The organism is Bifidobacterium margollesii, assembly GCF_002860355.1.
In the GTDB taxonomy this organism is placed as follows: Bacteria; Actinomycetota; Actinomycetes; order Actinomycetales; family Bifidobacteriaceae; genus Galliscardovia; species Galliscardovia margollesii.
The window spans coordinates 43,928-61,622 of the sequence record NZ_NMWU01000021.1 but is presented as its reverse complement, the minus strand read 5'-3'; the positions used below and the strand labels follow the sequence as shown (position 1 = coordinate 61,622).

15 protein-coding genes are annotated in these 17,695 nt (G+C 57.8%); 3 read left to right on the top strand and 12 right to left on the bottom strand.

Features of this window, described 5'->3' with window-relative positions; genetic code table 11:
• The first annotated feature begins 288 nt into the window (after positions 1-288).
• Entirely contained in the window at positions 289-1,197 is a 909-nt protein-coding gene (locus tag Uis1B_RS06175) for a hypothetical protein (RefSeq protein ID WP_165782760.1), read from the top strand.
• Positions 1,198-1,205: 8 nt separating this feature from the next.
• Here the strand turns inward: Uis1B_RS06175 and Uis1B_RS06170 are convergent, their stop codons facing one another.
• The 8 genes from Uis1B_RS06170 to Uis1B_RS06135 all read right to left on the bottom strand — a co-directional run bounded on the left by Uis1B_RS06170 (position 1,206) and on the right by Uis1B_RS06135 (position 9,080).
• A complete protein-coding gene (locus tag Uis1B_RS06170; protein ID WP_101616549.1) occupies positions 1,206-1,841 on the bottom strand; it encodes a MerR family transcriptional regulator in 636 nt (211 codons plus the stop codon).
• 76 nt (positions 1,842-1,917) lie between these two features.
• On the bottom strand, positions 1,918-2,358 hold the full coding sequence (locus Uis1B_RS06165) for an FHA domain-containing protein (RefSeq protein WP_101616546.1): 441 nt from the start codon (positions 2,356-2,358) through the stop codon (positions 1,918-1,920).
• 242 nt (positions 2,359-2,600) lie between these two features.
• Complete coding sequence (locus Uis1B_RS06160; protein ID WP_133124862.1) at positions 2,601-3,332, bottom strand: hypothetical protein; 732 nt, start codon at positions 3,330-3,332, stop codon at positions 2,601-2,603.
• A gap of 13 nt (positions 3,333-3,345) precedes the next feature.
• Positions 3,346-5,445 (bottom strand): hypothetical protein, encoded by a 2,100-nt coding sequence (locus Uis1B_RS06155; RefSeq protein WP_101616542.1) that lies wholly within the window; start codon positions 5,443-5,445, stop codon positions 3,346-3,348.
• Between the two features lie 2 nt (positions 5,446-5,447).
• On the bottom strand, positions 5,448-6,791 hold the full coding sequence (locus tag Uis1B_RS11880) for a hypothetical protein (RefSeq protein ID WP_133124861.1): 1,344 nt from the start codon (positions 6,789-6,791) through the stop codon (positions 5,448-5,450).
• Positions 6,792-6,795: 4 nt separating this feature from the next.
• Positions 6,796-7,797, bottom strand: coding sequence for a tetratricopeptide repeat protein (locus tag Uis1B_RS12025; protein ID WP_165782759.1), 1,002 nt, complete (start codon positions 7,795-7,797; stop codon positions 6,796-6,798).
• On the bottom strand, positions 7,790-8,251 hold the full coding sequence (locus Uis1B_RS06140) for an HIRAN domain-containing protein (RefSeq protein ID WP_101616537.1): 462 nt from the start codon (positions 8,249-8,251) through the stop codon (positions 7,790-7,792). Before Uis1B_RS06140 ends, Uis1B_RS12025 begins: the two co-directional genes overlap by 8 nt.
• A complete protein-coding gene (locus Uis1B_RS06135; protein WP_101616535.1) occupies positions 8,244-9,080 on the bottom strand; it encodes a J domain-containing protein in 837 nt (278 codons plus the stop codon). Before Uis1B_RS06135 ends, Uis1B_RS06140 begins: the two co-directional genes overlap by 8 nt.
• Positions 9,081-9,207: 127 nt before the next feature.
• Between Uis1B_RS06135 and Uis1B_RS06130 the strand changes: the two genes are divergently transcribed.
• Positions 9,208-10,056 carry an aldo/keto reductase gene (locus Uis1B_RS06130; RefSeq protein WP_101616713.1) on the top strand — a complete coding sequence of 283 codons (849 nt, stop codon included), beginning with the start codon at positions 9,208-9,210 and terminating at the stop codon, positions 10,054-10,056.
• A gap of 7 nt (positions 10,057-10,063) precedes the next feature.
• Entirely contained in the window at positions 10,064-12,187 is a 2,124-nt protein-coding gene (locus Uis1B_RS06125; protein WP_133124860.1) for an SWIM zinc finger family protein, read from the top strand.
• Between the two features lies 1 nt (position 12,188).
• Here Uis1B_RS06125 and Uis1B_RS06120 read toward each other — a convergent pair whose 3' ends face one another.
• The 4 genes from Uis1B_RS06120 to metF form a co-directional block, all read right to left on the bottom strand.
• Entirely contained in the window at positions 12,189-12,944 is a 756-nt protein-coding gene (locus Uis1B_RS06120) for a protein kinase domain-containing protein (RefSeq protein ID WP_165782757.1), read from the bottom strand.
• A 104-nt stretch (positions 12,945-13,048) separates the two neighbouring features.
• Positions 13,049-13,432 (bottom strand): zinc ribbon domain-containing protein, encoded by a 384-nt coding sequence (locus tag Uis1B_RS06115; RefSeq protein WP_101616532.1) that lies wholly within the window; start codon positions 13,430-13,432, stop codon positions 13,049-13,051.
• Between the two features lie 88 nt (positions 13,433-13,520).
• Entirely contained in the window at positions 13,521-16,628 is a 3,108-nt protein-coding gene (locus Uis1B_RS06110; protein WP_101616530.1) for a bifunctional [glutamine synthetase] adenylyltransferase/[glutamine synthetase]-adenylyl-L-tyrosine phosphorylase, read from the bottom strand.
• Positions 16,629-16,723: 95 nt separating this feature from the next.
• Positions 16,724-17,572 carry a methylenetetrahydrofolate reductase [NAD(P)H] gene (metF, locus tag Uis1B_RS06105; protein WP_101616528.1) on the bottom strand — a complete coding sequence of 283 codons (849 nt, stop codon included), beginning with the start codon at positions 17,570-17,572 and terminating at the stop codon, positions 16,724-16,726.
• Positions 17,573-17,695 lie beyond the last annotated feature (123 nt).

Genomic DNA, 17,695 nt, shown 5'->3' with positions numbered 1-17,695 from the left:
GAGGAAGCCATGTTCACCTGCCCCAAATGCCATGCTTCCCGTTCCTTCAACGATCGTTTCTGCACCCAATGCGGAGCCGACCTGCCGAAGATCTCCCTTTCGAATCAGGCAAGGACGATATTCCTCGCTCACTCCAAAGCGTTCATCACAGGATTCGTGCTCTGCGCAGTATTCATGCTGGGAGCGATCGGCATCGTCATACTCAACCATACGGTGTTTTCTCCGCGGCGAACGGTGGATGCCTATGTGACGGCCGTCTCCGAGGGACGTTTCTCAAGCGCAACCGCAATGGTAGATCCCAAAGTCGATGTCAAAGAGAGGGTACTGCTCTCCGATGGCATGGCCGCGGGGGATCATCTGATCAAGGATGTTTCCGTCTCCGAACAGGATTCCACCCGTGATTCGAAGACCTATAGAATCGCCTATACCGTGAATGGTCTTCATGCCGACAGGATCCTGACTGTCGAGAGGACGGGAAGAACCTGGCTGCTGTTTGACCGATGGACCATTACCACTCCGATGCTGACGAAAGCCTCGCTGACCGTACCCAGGTACGTCGATTCCATCACCGTCAACGGCAAGACCGTGGATCTTACGCAAATATCCACTTCGTTGCAGGGGGAATCCGATTCCTCCACTGGAGATTCCTCCGATGGCTCATCCAAGTCCGCACACTCGTACGCTCTGTACCTGTATCCCGGTAGCTACGATGTCGCCACGAAGGATTCGAAATATCTCACAGCCGCTACGAATCGCATCGACGATTATGCTCCGAGCATCATACTGAAGCCGCAGGCAAAGGATACGTTGAAAACCGAAATCAATGATCAGATCAAGCAGCATGTCGACGAATGCCTAACCTCGCACGAGACGTCCGATGCCGGATGCGGCTTCATCAACGGTGGCCTCGAAACCGATTATACGGACTACGGGTATGACACAAAGAAATACAGCAATATCAACCGCAAGCTGACTGCCGGCTCCCCCACCTTGAACGAATTGAACCCGCTCGACAGCACGTTCCGAACCGATGACATGCAGGTTCACATCACCTATCAATACCAGTGGGCCTCACTCGAAGGATTCATGGGCCCAACATCCGGGGAGAACGATGTGACAGGGGCTGTTTCCGGCTCCTTCTCCGTGAAGAACGGACAGCTCAAGGTTCTGCTCGACGATTCGGACAGCGACGAATAGCGAACCGACTAGAGTTCACGGGCGACACGGCGACGTTCCTGGGACTGAAGTTCCAGCTTCTTTCTCAGACGTCGCGCCGTGAGCTCGTCGATGGGACGTCCGGGATTACGAGTGATGTTGCGATTCGTGAGATCCACGAAATCCTCGTGGCTCAATGCGTCCCTGACGTGATGCCACAGTGCGCCGACGGACACGCCGAACACAGCCTTGCCGCCACGGACCAGAGCGATCACCTGTTCGTCGGTGGTGCATTCGTATACGGTTTCGCCGTCGCACATGATGGTGATGTCCTCAAGCTCGTCGGCGGTGTGCCTCATCAGCACGCCGAGCGCTCCGGTCACGTTCTGCAGATTCACCCCGGCATCCAGAAGTCTCTTGGAAACCGCCAGTATCACCACATCCTTGAAGGAATACAGACGGCGTGAACCGGAACCATGAGAGGGATTGATGGAAGGCTCGACGATCTGCTTGCGAGCCCAATAGTCAAGCTGACGATAGGTGATACCGGCGACCCGTGAAGCCACGGTGCCCCGGTATCCCCTCGTCTCATGCACAGTATTCGCGGTTTCGAACAGACTCCCCTGCACAGCATTATCCGAGCCGAGATCAAACCGCGAAGTTCCCGAAGTCCCCTGACCGTCCATCACCGTACATCCCTTCGCAAGCACATCACCTCGTAATCGACATGCCCTGATGCCAGTCTAGACCGCGGGAAATCGATCAGCGGGCAACGACCGCCGATTTCGTGAAGAACACCAAACGGAACTTGCCGATCATGATCTCATCGCCGTTATGCAGCACCGCTTCCTCAACCCGCTGACGGTTCACATACGTACCGTTGAGAGAACCGGCGTCCTGCACGGTGAACTGATTGCCGTTGCGACGGAAGATCGCGTGGGCGCGGGAGACCGTGGAATCGTCAAGCAGGATGTCCGCCTTCGGATCTCGCCCTACATTGATGACGTCCTCATCAAGCAGATAGCGGGAACCGGATACGGCACCACGCGTGGAAATCAGCAACGCCGAATTGTCGTTCAGGCGTGCGATCGTATCCAGATCCTGCTGGGTAAGGGGCCTGTCCCCCGCTGTGGTAATCGGAATATGAATGGCCGGGATACCAATGATCGTGGTCTCACCGGCGGTAGGAATCGGATCAGTCATAACGATCATTGTACAATGCCTCTCGCGCAATGGGTGTGACGGACACCCGATGCCCGTCACACTTGACTGCGCTATCGCATCGCTTCCACGTACTTATTTCTTTGAAGGCATGATGAGGCGCAGTCACTACGGTCGGATCGTCGGGTTAAGTCCATTGCCGCCACACGGTTGAAAGAATTGGCTGCATGCCCTGGAACTCGCGCCCCGTGACAACAGCACGATCGTGCCTATTCGCAGCATCGTCACATATCGTCATAGATGGTTACAATGTCGTGCTGCAATGCGTTTAGGATGATGTTCCTATATTCGTGACGAAATACGCGGTGGAGTGCATCATCCACCGAGTATCGAGGCCACGATAGCATATTGATCAATCGTGCGGATGCTAGGTTGGCAGGCGGAACAGTATCGATAATGAGTAGACAGTGATGGTTGTCCAACGATTTGATTTGAGCCTGAGGAATATCATCATCGGCATCGGCGTTATTACCGACCCATAGCCTAGGACTCGCATCCGGTATTTGACGGGATACCGCCGCGGTCAATCCTGAAAACGGCAACTGCCGTCTATTGTCTGCTGTGATTCTCTCCGATTCCGTTGGATCCACCAATCCGGACAGCATCTCACAATCCTCGGTGATTCGCTCGGTATGAGCGATAACGCAACGATACATGCCTTCATCCGTGACCATCAGATTTCGTGAAGTAACCATCAGAGACAATATGCGCCGCACGATATGTCGATCGTTGTTCCCGAACCATTGCCGGATAGTTGGATACGGGCTCGACAGCGTTTCCAGCCACGCCGTTGACTTGCGTTCTACGGTCCGCCTATCAATGCCGTAGATGCCGCCGTAACCGTCATCCAGACAGAACGCCTGCATCCAGAACCTCAACGCAGAGTACACCGTCCGAGCAGCAAACTTTTCGTCCGACTCATCACGGATTTGGACAAGACCGAGATCCGTGGCCATGTCATCCAGTATCCTACCGACCATTACGATTCCAGACACGCGTCAGCAAGGTGTTACATGAATAGAAATCCTTGCAGCCATTAGCGAATGATTTTGCATGGTCCAGTCCCCGATAGAGCGATAGCTGCAGCGTAAGATGTGGCGAGATCCACTGACCGGTTCCCTTGATTTTCAGCAGATCTCCCGCAACGACTACGGTAGCCGGTAACACCAATGTCGTTGGAGGAAGCCCACCACCGATGTGCTTTCCAAGAGTCTCGACCTTGGCGAGAATGGTTTTTCCACTCACGGTAGGATTCAATCCCGAACCATGCGCGAATACAGGCGTCGATCCTGAATGAGGGAGTACCGTATACCGTTCGGTCGGCACGTAGAATACCCTATTCCAGACCTCTCTGGCCACCAGACGGAGATTGCCGTATGCACCCACCGGCAGTATGGTGATGGTCTTCGATTGCGTGCGGGAGATTTGGAATAGCGTATTTTCGTTGACAGTGTCGAACAAACCATCCAGTACAAGCACGTGTTGATGCTCATCGTTCATCAGATCATCCAACGTCGAGGAATCAGCCCAATCCATTGGCACACTGACATGAGCCGCCGGAACACCCTGCATCGAGTATGAGAGCGCGTTGGCCAGAGGAATCGCAAACATAGAGTCAACGGCCAGCAGATGGGTTGCCGACAAGGTGGACCATATGCCATCGGCCAACATACTAAGGTCGGCAGATTCCTGAACAGACGCGATACCGAACTGTCTCAGATTGCGTTTCAAAGCATCGGCAAATCCGTTGACGGGTGCTGGAATACCGGATTCCGGGTAGCGGGAGGGTCTCAAAGCATTCACATCGGCCGGATCTGACTGACGTTCGGAAGCAAATCGGGCCGTAGCCTGCAAACCGAGCCTCAGCACGGCATCCTCCTCAAGACGGGATAACGCCTGCTCTTTCTTCTGCTCGATATCATTCAGCTTCGTCCGCTCGGATTCGATTTGCTGACGGATTTCCTCAATCTGCCGGTTGAGTTGCTTCTCCTGATTGACAAGATCATCGTTTGCGGCGACTTGTTGTTTCGCGTCCTCCTCAAGTTGATGCAGATCCGTCTTTCTCTGAGCGATTTCATCATCCAAGCTCCGCAGAACCTCGTTGCGGCACTGCTTCACGAACGCGTCGTCATTCTTCAGCGTTTCCCGAATCAGACCGTTCATGACTTCCGTATCGGGGTGTTTCATCCTCGCCAGTAGTTGACGTATTTGCGTAATATCCGACGTGGCAATATGAGCACCAAGGAAACTCTCCAGACGATTCGGGGCCTTAAGCGCAATATCGACCATCGCGGCGACGCGTATGGCATCCGCATCTCCTACAGTGACGGATGCACTGTCGAAAAACCATTGCGCATACCGCTTGATGTATTCCGACAATGGCTGAATGAGCACCAAGTCATCCGGATCCGGCAGCGATGGACTTTCGTAGACATATCGATCCTGTCCGCGTTCAGTCAAAGCTCTCGGAATCCTTGAAACCATGTCCCTGTTCAGCATGTATCGCTGCGCGGTCAAGGATCCTTTCCTGTCAAGGCGAAGCCACCCGTCTCCATAAATGAGATCATGCCGATCGATCAATACGACTCTGATCTTGTCATCACTCTCCGCATACGCCACCAGCAACTGATTCGCGGGAATCCCTCGGTACTGCCATCCTTTGACCAGCCTATCGCGAAGGCCTTGAACATCATTCACTCCCGGACAGTTAATTACCTCATACAATGCAGGAGAATCATAGTGTCTGACATATGGGTTCAGTACCCACGGCCTGTTGGGTGTATCTTCGTTGGGACTCCACTTGAGAAAGATGAAATCATCGTTGGCACCCATCGCAGTCAGCACCTCCGCTCTATAAAGCGAAATCGGGTCCTCGGGATCATCACGCGAAATCCCTCGTTTAATCTCTTCAGGCGTGTTTTCCCAATATGCCCATTCGTAATGCTCTCTTGAATCCAGTCCACGGTGATAATCCATGATCCGATACAACGCACTGATCTCTTTGCCTTGTCCTCGCTTGGCAAAGCAAACAGAGGAATGATCGTATTCGGAATCGTTCAGCCAGACCATGATCATATTCCTTCTCGTGTGCGGGCGATGCGTTCGCCTTGCGAACCATTGCGTCCAGTGCGCTCGGGGCTCTGCCTCATACGCCTACGTGCCACATCGGCGCCGTGCCCGAACAGCAATCGCGGATCCTCACCCGTGAAGCCCGATGTCCCCTCTGAGGTCGCCATAACCGACGAACCATCGAACGTGTTTGGCATGTCGATTTCGGCGGGATGCAGGTCATCAGGAAACGTCCGACCCAATAGTACGGCGCCCCAAGGCATGTGCCTGTTTGGTTTGAAGAACAAACATGACGATTCTAGCTCATACGTTGGGTTCAACTCCCGGTCGAATCCCACGAACCCGATGCTGCGAGAGTTTCGCAGGTCGAATGACCGTCGGTCCACCCGATCAGCGTTGGCGCTTCCCGGTATTCGGTACGGGAACTGGTAAATCGGCATGGACCTGCGGAACAGCGGTTCGTCAACGCCGAATGATCTCAGACTCGGCGGCCATACCAGCTGCGCGGAACGATCGACATCCGAAAGACAGTATCCATACGTTCCCAGCCAGTCATCGACACGATTACGATGATGAGAAGTAGGAGACACCCTTACTCGGTATACGACCGTTTTACTTTCTCCGATCAGTCGTCCAGCTAATTTCGATACATCGAATATCGACTCGAGTTCCCGACCTCGCCGCCGGTCAGTGACCACATAATAATCAATACCGGTGTGCAAAGCAGCACCCTTGCACAGATACCGGCCTCCGTCGGTACCGAAGGCATCCGAGAACAGCATTACTCCTCTGCTGTTCTCGGCGGATCCCACATATTTCCACCACTTTTCCGGAATAAGAATACGGGATTCCACATCGCCGAGCGGATGACTGATCGTGATGGTCCGGCCTCGCCGTTCCGTCAGGTACCTCAGTGAATGTCGTTCACCGTCCACGGTGATGACGTCATCATCCGACAGAACATTTTTCAGAAAGGTTAGTCTTCTACGTCGCAGACTGAATTCGACTCGGAAAGCATCGGCATGATCGCGACTCTGAACCCTGCGCAGGAGCATCAACAGTGAGGGCACGATCGAATCATAAAGAACCGTGCTAGTACCACTCTGATATAGCTGGCATTGCCGCGCCCATTCATCGTTCCTACGATGTTTGAAATGAGGGGATTTGGCATATGGGAGCCGAGAGGGGCTCCGCAAGCCCATGGCTGCGGGAATGACCGGCCGATTGCAATACGGGCATACAAAATGAATGCCTCTCGGAATCATCCCATGGAATTCCTCATCAATGTCTTGGGCACGAACGAGATAAGGTTCCGCTGTTCTCATCAGACGGATCGCCTGGTCCATCCACTCACGCTCCCTGCAGACGGAGTTCCTGCCGCATGTCCATGACGCCGGCTTCGGCCTCCCACAGGCGTGCGTCGTATGATCCGCCGCCATCCCGTACCTTCATTTCAAGACCGGTGCGAGCCAGCTCATACCAGTGCAGCGCCTCCCGACAGTCGCGGTCACAGCCTTTCGCATCGTTGTACGCCCGTGCCAGACGCAGTGCGGCGCTCCCCCATATGCGCGGCGAATCATCCCTGCCCAGTTCAAACGCCTTGCGGAACATCGACAACGCCCTGCCATAGTCCGGATCGCATCCACGCCCCTCGTCCAGCATGTCGCCATACTTGTAGCAGCCTTCGGCGAGATCCTCCTCGGCGGCGCGCCGGAAGGATTCCAACGCCATCGTATCGACATCGGGCTTTGGCGGAACCACGCCGAAGTTATCGAAATACGACCGGAAATACCTCCCCTCGCACCGGTCATAGGCATAGATGTACCCCAAGCACAGCCAGCCGACCGGGTTGCCGCGTCCCGCCGAATGGCGGTACAGCACTTCGGCGGCACGGAAACAGTCGATTCGCGCTTCACGATCCTCGATCGCGGTGAGCCCCATGCCTTCCGTGTAGTACATGCCGCCGTATTGCAGTGCGCGCTCGCCGTACGGGTCGGAAACATCCGCCTTGTCGCACTCGTCCGAGTCGTCCTCCCCGCTGTCGTAGAACGGAACGCCGAACGGCGCTTCGCCGGCATGCCCAATACCCAGCGGCGGGTTCAACGGCCGTTGCCGCACATGTGGATAGCAGTCGATGCGATCACGCCCCTTGACGATCTCCCCGTGATCGTCCTCATCCTCGACGGGTACCGTGATGAACATCGAAGGCAGGATCGGACCGATAATCGGATCGTCGTACAGGAAGAACAGCAGTCCTCCCTCCTCGTACACCGGAATGTCGGGATGGGCGCTCCACAACGGCCAAGGGGCCGGGCCCCAATCATCCTCGTCATCGTAGACGTCGTCAGTCATCAAGCACCAGCCTTACCCACAGGCGATGGTAGTCGCCCAGCGTCTCCGTTTCCAAATACTCGGCATACACATGCTTGCCCGCGTCCATCAGCCTGGCGATGATCTCGTTCTCATGCGCACGCAGATACCCGATCGGCACGTCGCCCGCATACACCTTCACCGCCCAGCGATCCTGTGCGTCCTGCGGTTCGCGTTCCAGCCGCAATCGTGCCGTCCCATCGGACTCCGCCGTCTTCTCGTTCAGTCCTCTCAGCGCCTGGTCACTGGCGCCACTGTCGCCGAACCCGCGGCTGCCCACCAGATACGTTCGCTCGATAAGCGTGATCGCATCGGCATACGGTTTCGGCATATCGACGTCCCCGGCGATCCCGCCGAATAGTGCCAGCTCCCCGTCTTCGTCGCCGGGCAGCGGTACCAGTCCTCCCGAGTCGGAGGATCTCATCGGATCAATCATGATCAACTCCTTTCATCAGTTCCTCATAGCGTTCGTCGTAGTACCTGCGCGAAGCTTCGTGGGCGTCGATTCGATCACGCAGCGCATTCACCTGTCCGGTCACCCATTCGACATCGGAAAGGCGATCACCCAACGTATACGGTTCCGTGGAGGTCAGCACCTCCAGCCGATGCTTCACGGAACGGAGACGATCCTCCAGCATATCGATCTCGAACCGAAGCTCCTCGGCACTGAGTCGGTCAAGACCCATATCGTCCGTCATATCCGCGGTGGCGACATCCAATGCCTTCATCATATCGAGATCGCCGGAAACCAGTGCATGCTGCGCCATCGCATAGTATTCGGCCCGTCTTTCGTCACCGGGATGCAGATCGGGATGGCACCGGCGAGCCAGCCGACGAAACAGACGCTTCAGCTCCTTCGTCGAGGACGCGCTCAGCGTAACCGTCGAGCTCCTCCATGACAACCATGTATTCAGTTTCCCGGACTCGACCCGCACTCGTTCGCGCCACGCGGCCAACTCATCGTCCAACCGTTTTTCGATCAACTGCCCATCAATGGATCGACCACGATTGACGGACGACCGCGCCAGAGCATATCGACGTTTGGCACGACGGGCCGCCAGATCGGCCTTGACAAGACGAACCCTCCACACGCCGATCTTCATCCAGAAATCAGCCTTGATGCCGGGAATGATCTGTCGGCTGACCTCCTCAGTGCGGAATATCGTCTCCGTGATCCGACTGCGAATCCCGTCGATCTCGGCGAGCAGTCGAACGCGCTCGCCGTTCACGTCTGCATCGTCGTTGCGGAAATCCTTGTCGTTCATGTCGTGACAACCCCCATTGGTACGCTCTCTACCACTATATCGGCAATTGCCGTCCGGGGGGATCGCGTGATACGCGAGTACAGTTGATCATGGCATTCGTTCTTCTCATAAGGAGTACATCATGACATTGCTGGAGCCGCCGAACATCCCCGTACGTCGCGCGCACGACGGACTGGAGCTGCCCGCCATAGGGTTCGGCACCTATCGGGTGAACGGATTCGCCGGAGTCGAAGCCGTGCGTTCGGCCATCGAGGTCGGCTACCGACTCATCGATTCGGCGTTCAACTATGAGAACGAGGGTGTGGTCGGCAAAGCGATCCGTGAATCCGAGGTGCCTCGCGAACAGATCATCGTCACTTCGAAGCTGCCGGGACGCCATCATCAGTACGATCAGGCGCGCTCGACGATCGAGGAGTCCGTGGCCCGCATGGGACTCGACTACATCGACCTGTATCTCATCCACTGGCCGAACCCCTCGCAGGGTCAGTTCGTGGAGGCGTGGCAGGCGCTTGTGGACGCGAGGAAGCAGGGCATCGTCAAGCATATCGGCGTGAGCAATTTCCTGCCCGGCCACATCGATCTGCTCATCCGCGCCACCGGAGTCACCCCGGCGGTCAATCAGGTGGAGCTGCACCCGTTCTTCCAGCAGAGCGAGCAGCGCGCCTACGACGAGTCGCACGGCATCATCACCGAGGCGTGGAGCCCTCTCGGCCGAGCCAACCAGATGCTCAGGGATCCGGACATCGTGCGCATCGCCGACAAGCACGGCGTCTCCCCCGTCGCCGTGATCCTGCGCTGGCACCTGCAGCTGGGCGACGTGGCGATTCCGAAGTCGATGAACCGTGAACGTCAGCGCGCCAACCTTGACCTCACGGGCTTCGAGCTCGACGAGCAGGATATGCGCGACATCGCCGCCATGGACAACCCCGAAGGCTACACCTTCGGACAGAACCCCCATTGGCATGAGGAGGACTGAATCCGCCATGTCACTTCCGCCGAAACCTTTGCTGGACGAATTCGAGCGCATGTTCGATGACGTTCCACAGATCCTCGAACGAGCCCTCGACTACTGGCAGGACGGTCGTGTGGAAGGCATCGAGGAAATAGCGCCATCGTTGTTCCATGCGCGAGTCACGGGCAGCGAAGGTTCCGGTTATGATGTGGACATTCGACTCAACGACGAGTCCGCCTTCGACGCCATCGATACCGCAGAGACCGAAGAGTCCGGCCTCGATCCCCATGATCCCCGCAACCGGCATGATCGTCGCGTGATGTCCACGGCCTGTACCTGCCCGTATCTGCGAACCCCGTACTGCAAGCATGTGGGAGCCGCGCTGTATGCGCTCCGCGCACGGTTCGAGAAGACAACGCCAAGGAATGATGCGTTCTCTCATGAGTCCCACGAACAGCGGACCGCCGTGCCGCATTACGTGTTGGATGGGATCCTTGAACGTATCGAACAGCAGGTCATTGAATCGGACGGCAAGAACCTGCTGTTCTTCTGGTCGCCGCTCTGCCGGCATTATGCGGAGTATCTTCGCTCGGAGAAGGAACAGACGCTCATTCCCCCGACGGAAGCCGAACGCATGGTTCTCGAACCATTGGCCGAATATCACGCTCGACATGGTCATGGGCGTCATGACGACAATGACGATCATGACCATGTCACCGGGTCAGACGATGCCTTTCCTCGGTCAGAAAGACTCTCGGACGACGACGAGTACCTCGAATCGTCGGAGGATCCGGAACTGGAACAGGCGCTTTGGGGTCTGCGCACGGTTGCCTACAATGCCCTGCATTCGACGGATTATGCGAACGCCTGCGTGAACCTGTCGACCTGCGTACAGGCATTGACGGCGTTCACGGGTTCGTTCGATGGCGATGGGCGCGAACTGGTGGATGAAAGCGCCATGCTAGTCAACCGAATCCGCTGCTACCTGGAAAACGTGGCTCAATACGCGGATTCAACAACGGCAGGCAAGGCACTGGGCGAGATCGCCCAAGCCGCCCATGCTCCGCAGATCCAGTTCCAGCAGCCGTCGGACGCCGCCATGCTGCTGGCCGGGGCACTCGCCTTCGCCCATCACGACGACAAGATCATGTGGGCCTATGACGTCATCGATACGGCCCTCGAACGGTTCGGCCCTGAGCATGACCATGAGCTGCCGCATGAGATGATGCGGATATCCCGCCATGAGCTGTATCGGTACGTGCTGATGGTGGCCTACGATCTACGACGCATGACGGACGACGAATCGGGATGTCAGGAACTGTGGAGGGAGAACCCCGATTCTGCTCCCCTGCTGCTCATGCACGCGATAACACTGATGAAGAGCCGCCGTTTCGCTGACGCCTACCAGCTGGTTGCCGATCATCTCGATCGGTGCTCGGACAAGTTGGACGCGGACCTTGAGATCGTGCGCAACGGTCTGTTGGACGGATTGCTTCCGCATGGATGGCATACCGTACTCGAATGCTGTGCCGAGGGCATGAACGACGTCGATAGGCTCGCCGACGTCTATCGGTTCCTTATCGTCAATTGCAATACCAAATCGGATGCCGGATACGTGTCACGATTTCGGCGTCTGATGAAGCTCAACGGTACGGACGACGAGCAATGGCATGACATGGCCCGCACCCTCGCCCGCGAATGCTCCCGCAATATCGCGGAACGCATCAGAACGCGGTCTGACATGCCGTTGTATGAGATCGAAAGCGGACGACGAAGCAGCGTCTGGACCAATCCCGCCTACGAGAAACTCATCGTCGAGGAACGACTGTCCGATGCCGCGCTCACCTACTGCGTGACCATCGACTATCCCTCGCTGCCGCTGCTGAAAACCATGGCCATCAGCCATCCGGAGGACGCCCGTCAGGCAATCAGCAACGCCCTGCCAGACGGCGCTCTTGACGCGAAGGCAATTATCGCCGGTACGGGGCGTCGGGGCATGAATGCCCATCGCACGACGTATCGTCAGGTAGCCAAGCAGCTTCGCCGGTACGCGGAGGTGTTCGGCGACGATGAGATGCGCGAACTCGCGCACAGGATCGTCGCCCAGTATCCGAATCGCAAGGCGCTGCGCGAAGAGCTCGCCTTCGCCCTGTGATTCATGACCAGTCGGCGAAGGCCCGACGGAAATCCGAAGAGGCCGACGCGGTGTCGACATACGGAGTGCCGAATCCCATCAGCCTCTTCATGCATTCCCGCTGGGCTGCGGTCAACCGCAGATCGTCGTACCATGCCGCCCGATCACATCCACGGCTCAGGTTCTCGCACGAATACATGAGATACAGCAGCACGTCGGCCAGCCGTGCATGGTCGAGACCGATATCACCGATCGGCACCTCGCCGATCCGACTACCGATATACCGAGCCAGGCCGAAGTCGATCAGGGAGACACGACCGCGGGCGACGTCCCCGTCATCACCGTCTTCGGCATCGGCTCCGGCAACACCGCCGTCGGTGGCATCAGCGTCGTCATATAGAACGTTCGCGATGCTGATATCACCGTGGATCACGCTCCGGTCATGCAGATACGTCACGATCTCGAGCAACCGAACGCCGATGTCGGCGATCTCATGTCGGGTGAACGTCCGATGTCCGTCGAACAGCCAACTGCGCAGCGTTCGCCCAGGCTGACATTCCAACACGAACCAGTAGCCGGTGCGATCGTTGACCACGCCGAGCAGCTGCGGTATGGCAGGATGCGACAGTCCGGAGAGAATCACCGCCTCGTAATGGTTGCTGCCGGCGTTGCGTCTGAGCATCCGGCGGCGGAACCGTTTGAGCACCACACGCCGACCGGACGGATCCTCGGCGAGAAAGCACACGCCGTACCGGCCGGAACCGAGACGTGCGGACACGGTATATCCGCCGATGCGGTCACCGACGCCGATGCGCCCGCCGATCATCCGGCCAAGTCGCCGAACAAGACGTATTCGCCGATCGGCGATCGAGTCGTTCCCGATCAACGCCGGATCGGGGAGCCGCACTCCATGCAGAAGCGTGCATTCGGATCCGCGGGTTTGCCGCAGTTCGGGCAGAACACCGACTGGGCTCCCATCGGATTGCCGCAGGACAGACAGAACTTAGAGCCGTTCGGCACCGATGCGCCGCACTTGCCGCAGGAGAGCTGGGCTCCACCCACCGTATGGGTCTGCTGCGGATAGCTCTGATGTGGATACTGCTGCGTCGGATATCCCTGCTGAGGATAGGCGACATGGCCATACCCGCGATCGGAGCTCGACATGCTGCCGAACATGCCGAACAGGCCCTTGCGCCTGTAATGCCTGCCCCCCTGATACTGGTTCGGGTACCGACGCCTGCTGCTGGAGAAGAAGCCGCTCATCATTCACTCTTTCCGGGATAAGATTTCCCCACCGCCGAATCGGCCCTTTGCCGAAATCGGACACGTATCCGCATTGTACGCCGACTTGCGATCAGGATTCGTCCGTTTTGCCGTAGAAGAGACGATCGGTGACCAGCCGGCATTTGCGCATGATGCCGAGCAGCTCGTTCTCAAACACCTGACCTCGATGGGCAGGTTCCTTGAGTACCGCCGCGATGCCACCGAGCGAATACATGTCGTCGGGCAGCACGTCCGCGCGATTGGCCCTCCCCGACCACAGGTAGTTCGCATTGCGGGCGTTGGTGGCCATGATCCATGACTGTCTCAGAATCGCGGCGTCGTCATGGTCGATCTCCCCCAGCCGCTCCAGCCCATCGAGTGCCGGCAGTGTGGAGACGCACTGCAGTTCGGGATGCTCATGCGCCTTCTGCAGTTGCAGCAGCTGCACCGTCCACTCCACATCGGACAGGCCTCCCTTGCCGAGTTTCAGATGACGCTCGCGACGCACGCCTCGCGGCAGACGCTCGGCCTCCACCCTTGCCTTGAGGCGGCGGATGTCCTTGATCTGCGCTTCGGTGAGCGGTGCATACGGGTATCGCAGAGGATCGGCGATGTCGGTGAGAAAATCAGTGGCCAGTCGTTCATCGCCGGCCGCGAACCGGGCGCGCAACAACGCCTGATGCTCCCAGGTGCTTGCCCACGATGAATAGTATTCGCGGCAGGAGCCGTAGGATCGCACCAACGGACCGTTCTTGCCCTCCGGACGAAGATCAAGATCCAATTCGATCTTGTTCTCCATGGACACCGGACCCATAAGTATCTGACGCAGATCGTTGACCACGGCTTTGGCGAATGCGTTGGCCGCCTGATCCTCGGTACCGGCATGCGGACGATAGATGATGACCACGTCGGCATCGGAGCTGAAATTCACCTCGCGGCCGCCGTAGCGTCCCATACCGATGACGGCCAGTACTGCCGCAGGCTCATCGAGACCACGCTCATGGCATTGATGCTCGACCGACCACTCAAGCGCAGCGTCGATGGCCGCATCATACACCTGAGTCATCGCGTCAAGACATTCGTCGTCGGCGATCACGCCGCTCATCCATCCCAATCCTATGCGCTCGATCTCATGGCGACGCATGGACCGAACCGATGTGGCGAAATCGTTGAGACGATCAGGATACCGGTTCTTTGCGGCATGGCATTGGATACGCAGGCTCTCCATGGATCTTGGCCGCATCTCCTCATCGTGGCCGAGCCAGGTGACCGATTCCATCGACTTGTTCATGGCCTCGCCAAGATATCTGGAGTTGGACAGGATATGGCACAAACGCTGTCCAGCGGAAGCGGAATCCCTCAGAAAGCCCAGATAATCACTGCCCTGGCCGAAGTTCTCCTCCAGCTTTCGCCACGTCAGCAGACCCATATCGGGGTTCTGCCCCTCGCCGAGCCACTGCAATACGGCAGGCAGGATGATGCGGTTGATCTTCGCCGATCGGCTGATGCCGTTGGTCAGCGCCTCCACATGCCGCATGGCGCTCTGCGGATCACCGAAACCGATCGAGGAGAACCGCTCCTGCATGGCCTCCGGGCTAAGTCTGATCTCGTCCTCGCCAAGCGTGGCGATATTCGGCAGCATCGGACGGAAGTAGATGTCGAGATGCAGCTGACGTACCTCCCGTCTGGTGGCATCGAACCTGTCGACCAGTTCCTCGGGATGCATGTCCAGCGCGCGGGAAAGACGACGCAGCTCACGATTGTTCGAGATCTGCTCCCGATTGATTTGACGCGGCGATTCTATGCCGCCGTCGCTACCCTTGCCAAGATCGGGAAACAGATGCGTGCGCTTGAGCGACCACATCTGCTGACGGTGCTCCAGAACCCGTTCGAACCCATAGTCGGCGGAAAGCTTTGCGGCCTGTCGCCGGGAAACGTAACCTCCGGCGGCCAACGCCTGCAACGAGTCCAAGGTGGATGCCGTGCGCAATGATTCATCGATACGACCATGCACCAATTGCAGCATCTGCACGGTGAACTCCACGTCGCGCAGACCTCCACGGCCGAGCTTGATCTCACGGTCCTTCTCACGCAGGGGAATCAGATCCTCCACTCGCTTGCGCATCTGCTGGCAGTCATAGACGAAATTCTTGCGCTGCGAAGCCGTCCACACCAACGGTCTGGTCCGCTCATGATATTCGTGGCCCAACTGCTGGTCTCCAGCCACCGGACGGGCCTTCAGCAACGCCTGGAACTCCCAGCTTTCCGCCCATTTGCCATAATAGCTCAGATGGGAGTCAAGCGTTCGCACCAGCGGACCGTCCTTGCCTTCCGGGCGCAGTCCGCCATCGATCTGCCATAGGGCCGGCTCCGAAACTCCCATGACCACCGACTGGCACACTCGCTGCAGGGTGACGCCCAATCTGGTGCCGATCCTCACCAGTTGCTCATGGCCGAGTTCGTCGTCCGCCGGTTCGACCACATAGATCAGATCGACGTCCGACACATAGTTGAGCTCCCTTGCACCAAGCTTGCCCATGCCGATGATGGCGAAACGACAGCGATCAGCGTCGGGCACCTCGTGCCGGGCTATGGCCAGAGCGCCCTCCAACGCTGCGTCGGCGAGATCGGAAAGATTACGGCTGATCGTCGGCTGGACGGTCAACGGATCGTCGCTGGTCACATCCTTTGCCATGATCGCCGCCAGCTGTTCCCTGTAGCAGCGCCTCAGCTGGGTTGCGGACTGAGCGATCGGCAGATCGCTCACCGGCATTCGCGATTGCGGATCGGCGCCTATACGGGTGAGTATGGCATCGCGTCGCTGCCTGCCGTTCCACAGGTGGGATTCGTATTCCTCACCGGTCACCGCACGGATCAATTCGGAACGGCTCAGCATCAACCGTCCCATTTCGTCGGATGCGCCCAGTACGCAGATCAGTCTGGAAAAACCGTCCATACCCACGAACAGTGACTCCAGACTGCGGCCCTCGTCATGGGATTGCCGTGCCAACTCGGTCACATGACGCAGAGCCGTGTCGGGATCGGACGCCTTGGAGAGGGTACTGAGCAGTTCGTTGCGGTAATATCCCCTGACTCCATATTCGGCGAGGGCGGCGAACAGATCCTGCGCTGCATCGAGATCAACGACACCTGCTCTGATGAGGTCGCGCATCGATACGCGCATCGTTTCGTTATCCATTCTTTCCATCTTATCGGTATCCGTGGCTGGATGACACCGCTGCGGAGGTACGCTCAGCGAGCAACCATGCTGATCGGACATCCGTCCGAATCCGATCAGACCTCCTGAAACAGCGGAGCGACGTTTCTCCAGATGCGGCGAGTGGTTCCCGGGTGGTTCATCGTGTACAGGTGTACGCCGTCAACACCTTGAGCCACCAGATCATTGATCTGCTGTGAGGCGTAGATGATGCCCGCACGGCGCAGTGATTCACGGTCGTCCCCCCATTTCTCCAGCATCGCATCAAGCGACTTGGGAATGACCGTGGCGTTCTTCTTCGCCATGTTGCGCACGGACCTGGCGCTGGTGACCGGCATGATGCCGGCTTCGATGGGTGCGTCGATGCCGGCCGCGCGGGCCTTGTCCACGAAACGCAGGAAATCCTCATTGTCGTAGAACAGCTGGGAGATCAGATTCGTGGCCCCCGCGTCCACTTTGATCTTCAGATTGCGAATATCCTCATCCAGAGAAGGACATTCGATGTGTCCTTCGGGATAGCAGGCGCCGAAGATCTTCAGGTTGGGTCGACGATCGCGGATATAGGCTACGAGATCGCTGGCGTGGGCGAAAGCTCCGACCTCCGACTGCCCTTCGATCACATCGCCGCGCAGAGCCAGCACGCCGAACACGCCGGCTTCATCGAACATGTCGAGCGCCTGATCCACCACGTCCCTGTCGGAATAGAGAGCCGTGAGATGCGCGACCGTGGGGATGCCGTATTCGGATCGGATGGTATTGGCGATCCGTGCCGTTGCGGTGCGATCCGAATGGGTGCCATGCCCGTAGGTGACGGAAATGAAATCAGGATTCACACCCTCCAGCCCGTCGAGGGTGTCGTAGATGGTGCCCACGGGTGCGTCCCGCTTGGGAGGGAAGACCTCAAGGGAAAACTGCGGAACATGCATGAGAATACTCCTTGCTATACAGAATGTTGCCACACAGGGCGTTGCCATACAGAGCGAAACCGGATGGAACGCAAAATGCGGGGAATGAGGATTCAAAAGAAAAAGGGCGAAGGCGATTACAAG

Bases quoted from the DNA above. Each gene is read 5' to 3' on its own strand.
- Uis1B_RS12025 (WP_165782759.1), bottom strand. From the start codon at position 7,797: ATGACTGACGACGTCTACGATGACGAGGATGATTGGGGCCCGGCCCCT.
- Uis1B_RS06110 (WP_101616530.1), bottom strand. From the start codon at position 16,628: ATGGATAACGAAACGATGCGCGTATCGATGCGCGACCTCATCAGAGCA.
- Uis1B_RS11880 (WP_133124861.1), bottom strand. From the start codon at position 6,791: ATGGACCAGGCGATCCGTCTGATGAGAACAGCGGAACCTTATCTCGTT.
- Uis1B_RS06165 (WP_101616546.1), bottom strand. From the start codon at position 2,358: ATGACTGATCCGATTCCTACCGCCGGTGAGACCACGATCATTGGTATC.
- Uis1B_RS06135 (WP_101616535.1), bottom strand. From the start codon at position 9,080: ATGAACGACAAGGATTTCCGCAACGACGATGCAGACGTGAACGGCGAG.
- Uis1B_RS06170 (WP_101616549.1), bottom strand. From the start codon at position 1,841: ATGGACGGTCAGGGGACTTCGGGAACTTCGCGGTTTGATCTCGGCTCG.
- Uis1B_RS06160 (WP_133124862.1), bottom strand. From the start codon at position 3,332: ATGGCCACGGATCTCGGTCTTGTCCAAATCCGTGATGAGTCGGACGAA.
- metF (WP_101616528.1), bottom strand. From the start codon at position 17,572: ATGCATGTTCCGCAGTTTTCCCTTGAGGTCTTCCCTCCCAAGCGGGAC.
- Uis1B_RS06155 (WP_101616542.1), bottom strand. From the start codon at position 5,445: ATGGTCTGGCTGAACGATTCCGAATACGATCATTCCTCTGTTTGCTTT.
- Uis1B_RS06115 (WP_101616532.1), bottom strand. From the start codon at position 13,432: ATGATGAGCGGCTTCTTCTCCAGCAGCAGGCGTCGGTACCCGAACCAG.
- Uis1B_RS06125 (WP_133124860.1), top strand. From the start codon at position 10,064: ATGTCACTTCCGCCGAAACCTTTGCTGGACGAATTCGAGCGCATGTTC.
- Uis1B_RS06175 (WP_165782760.1), top strand. From the start codon at position 289: ATGGTAGATCCCAAAGTCGATGTCAAAGAGAGGGTACTGCTCTCCGAT.
- Uis1B_RS06140 (WP_101616537.1), bottom strand. From the start codon at position 8,251: ATGATTGATCCGATGAGATCCTCCGACTCGGGAGGACTGGTACCGCTG.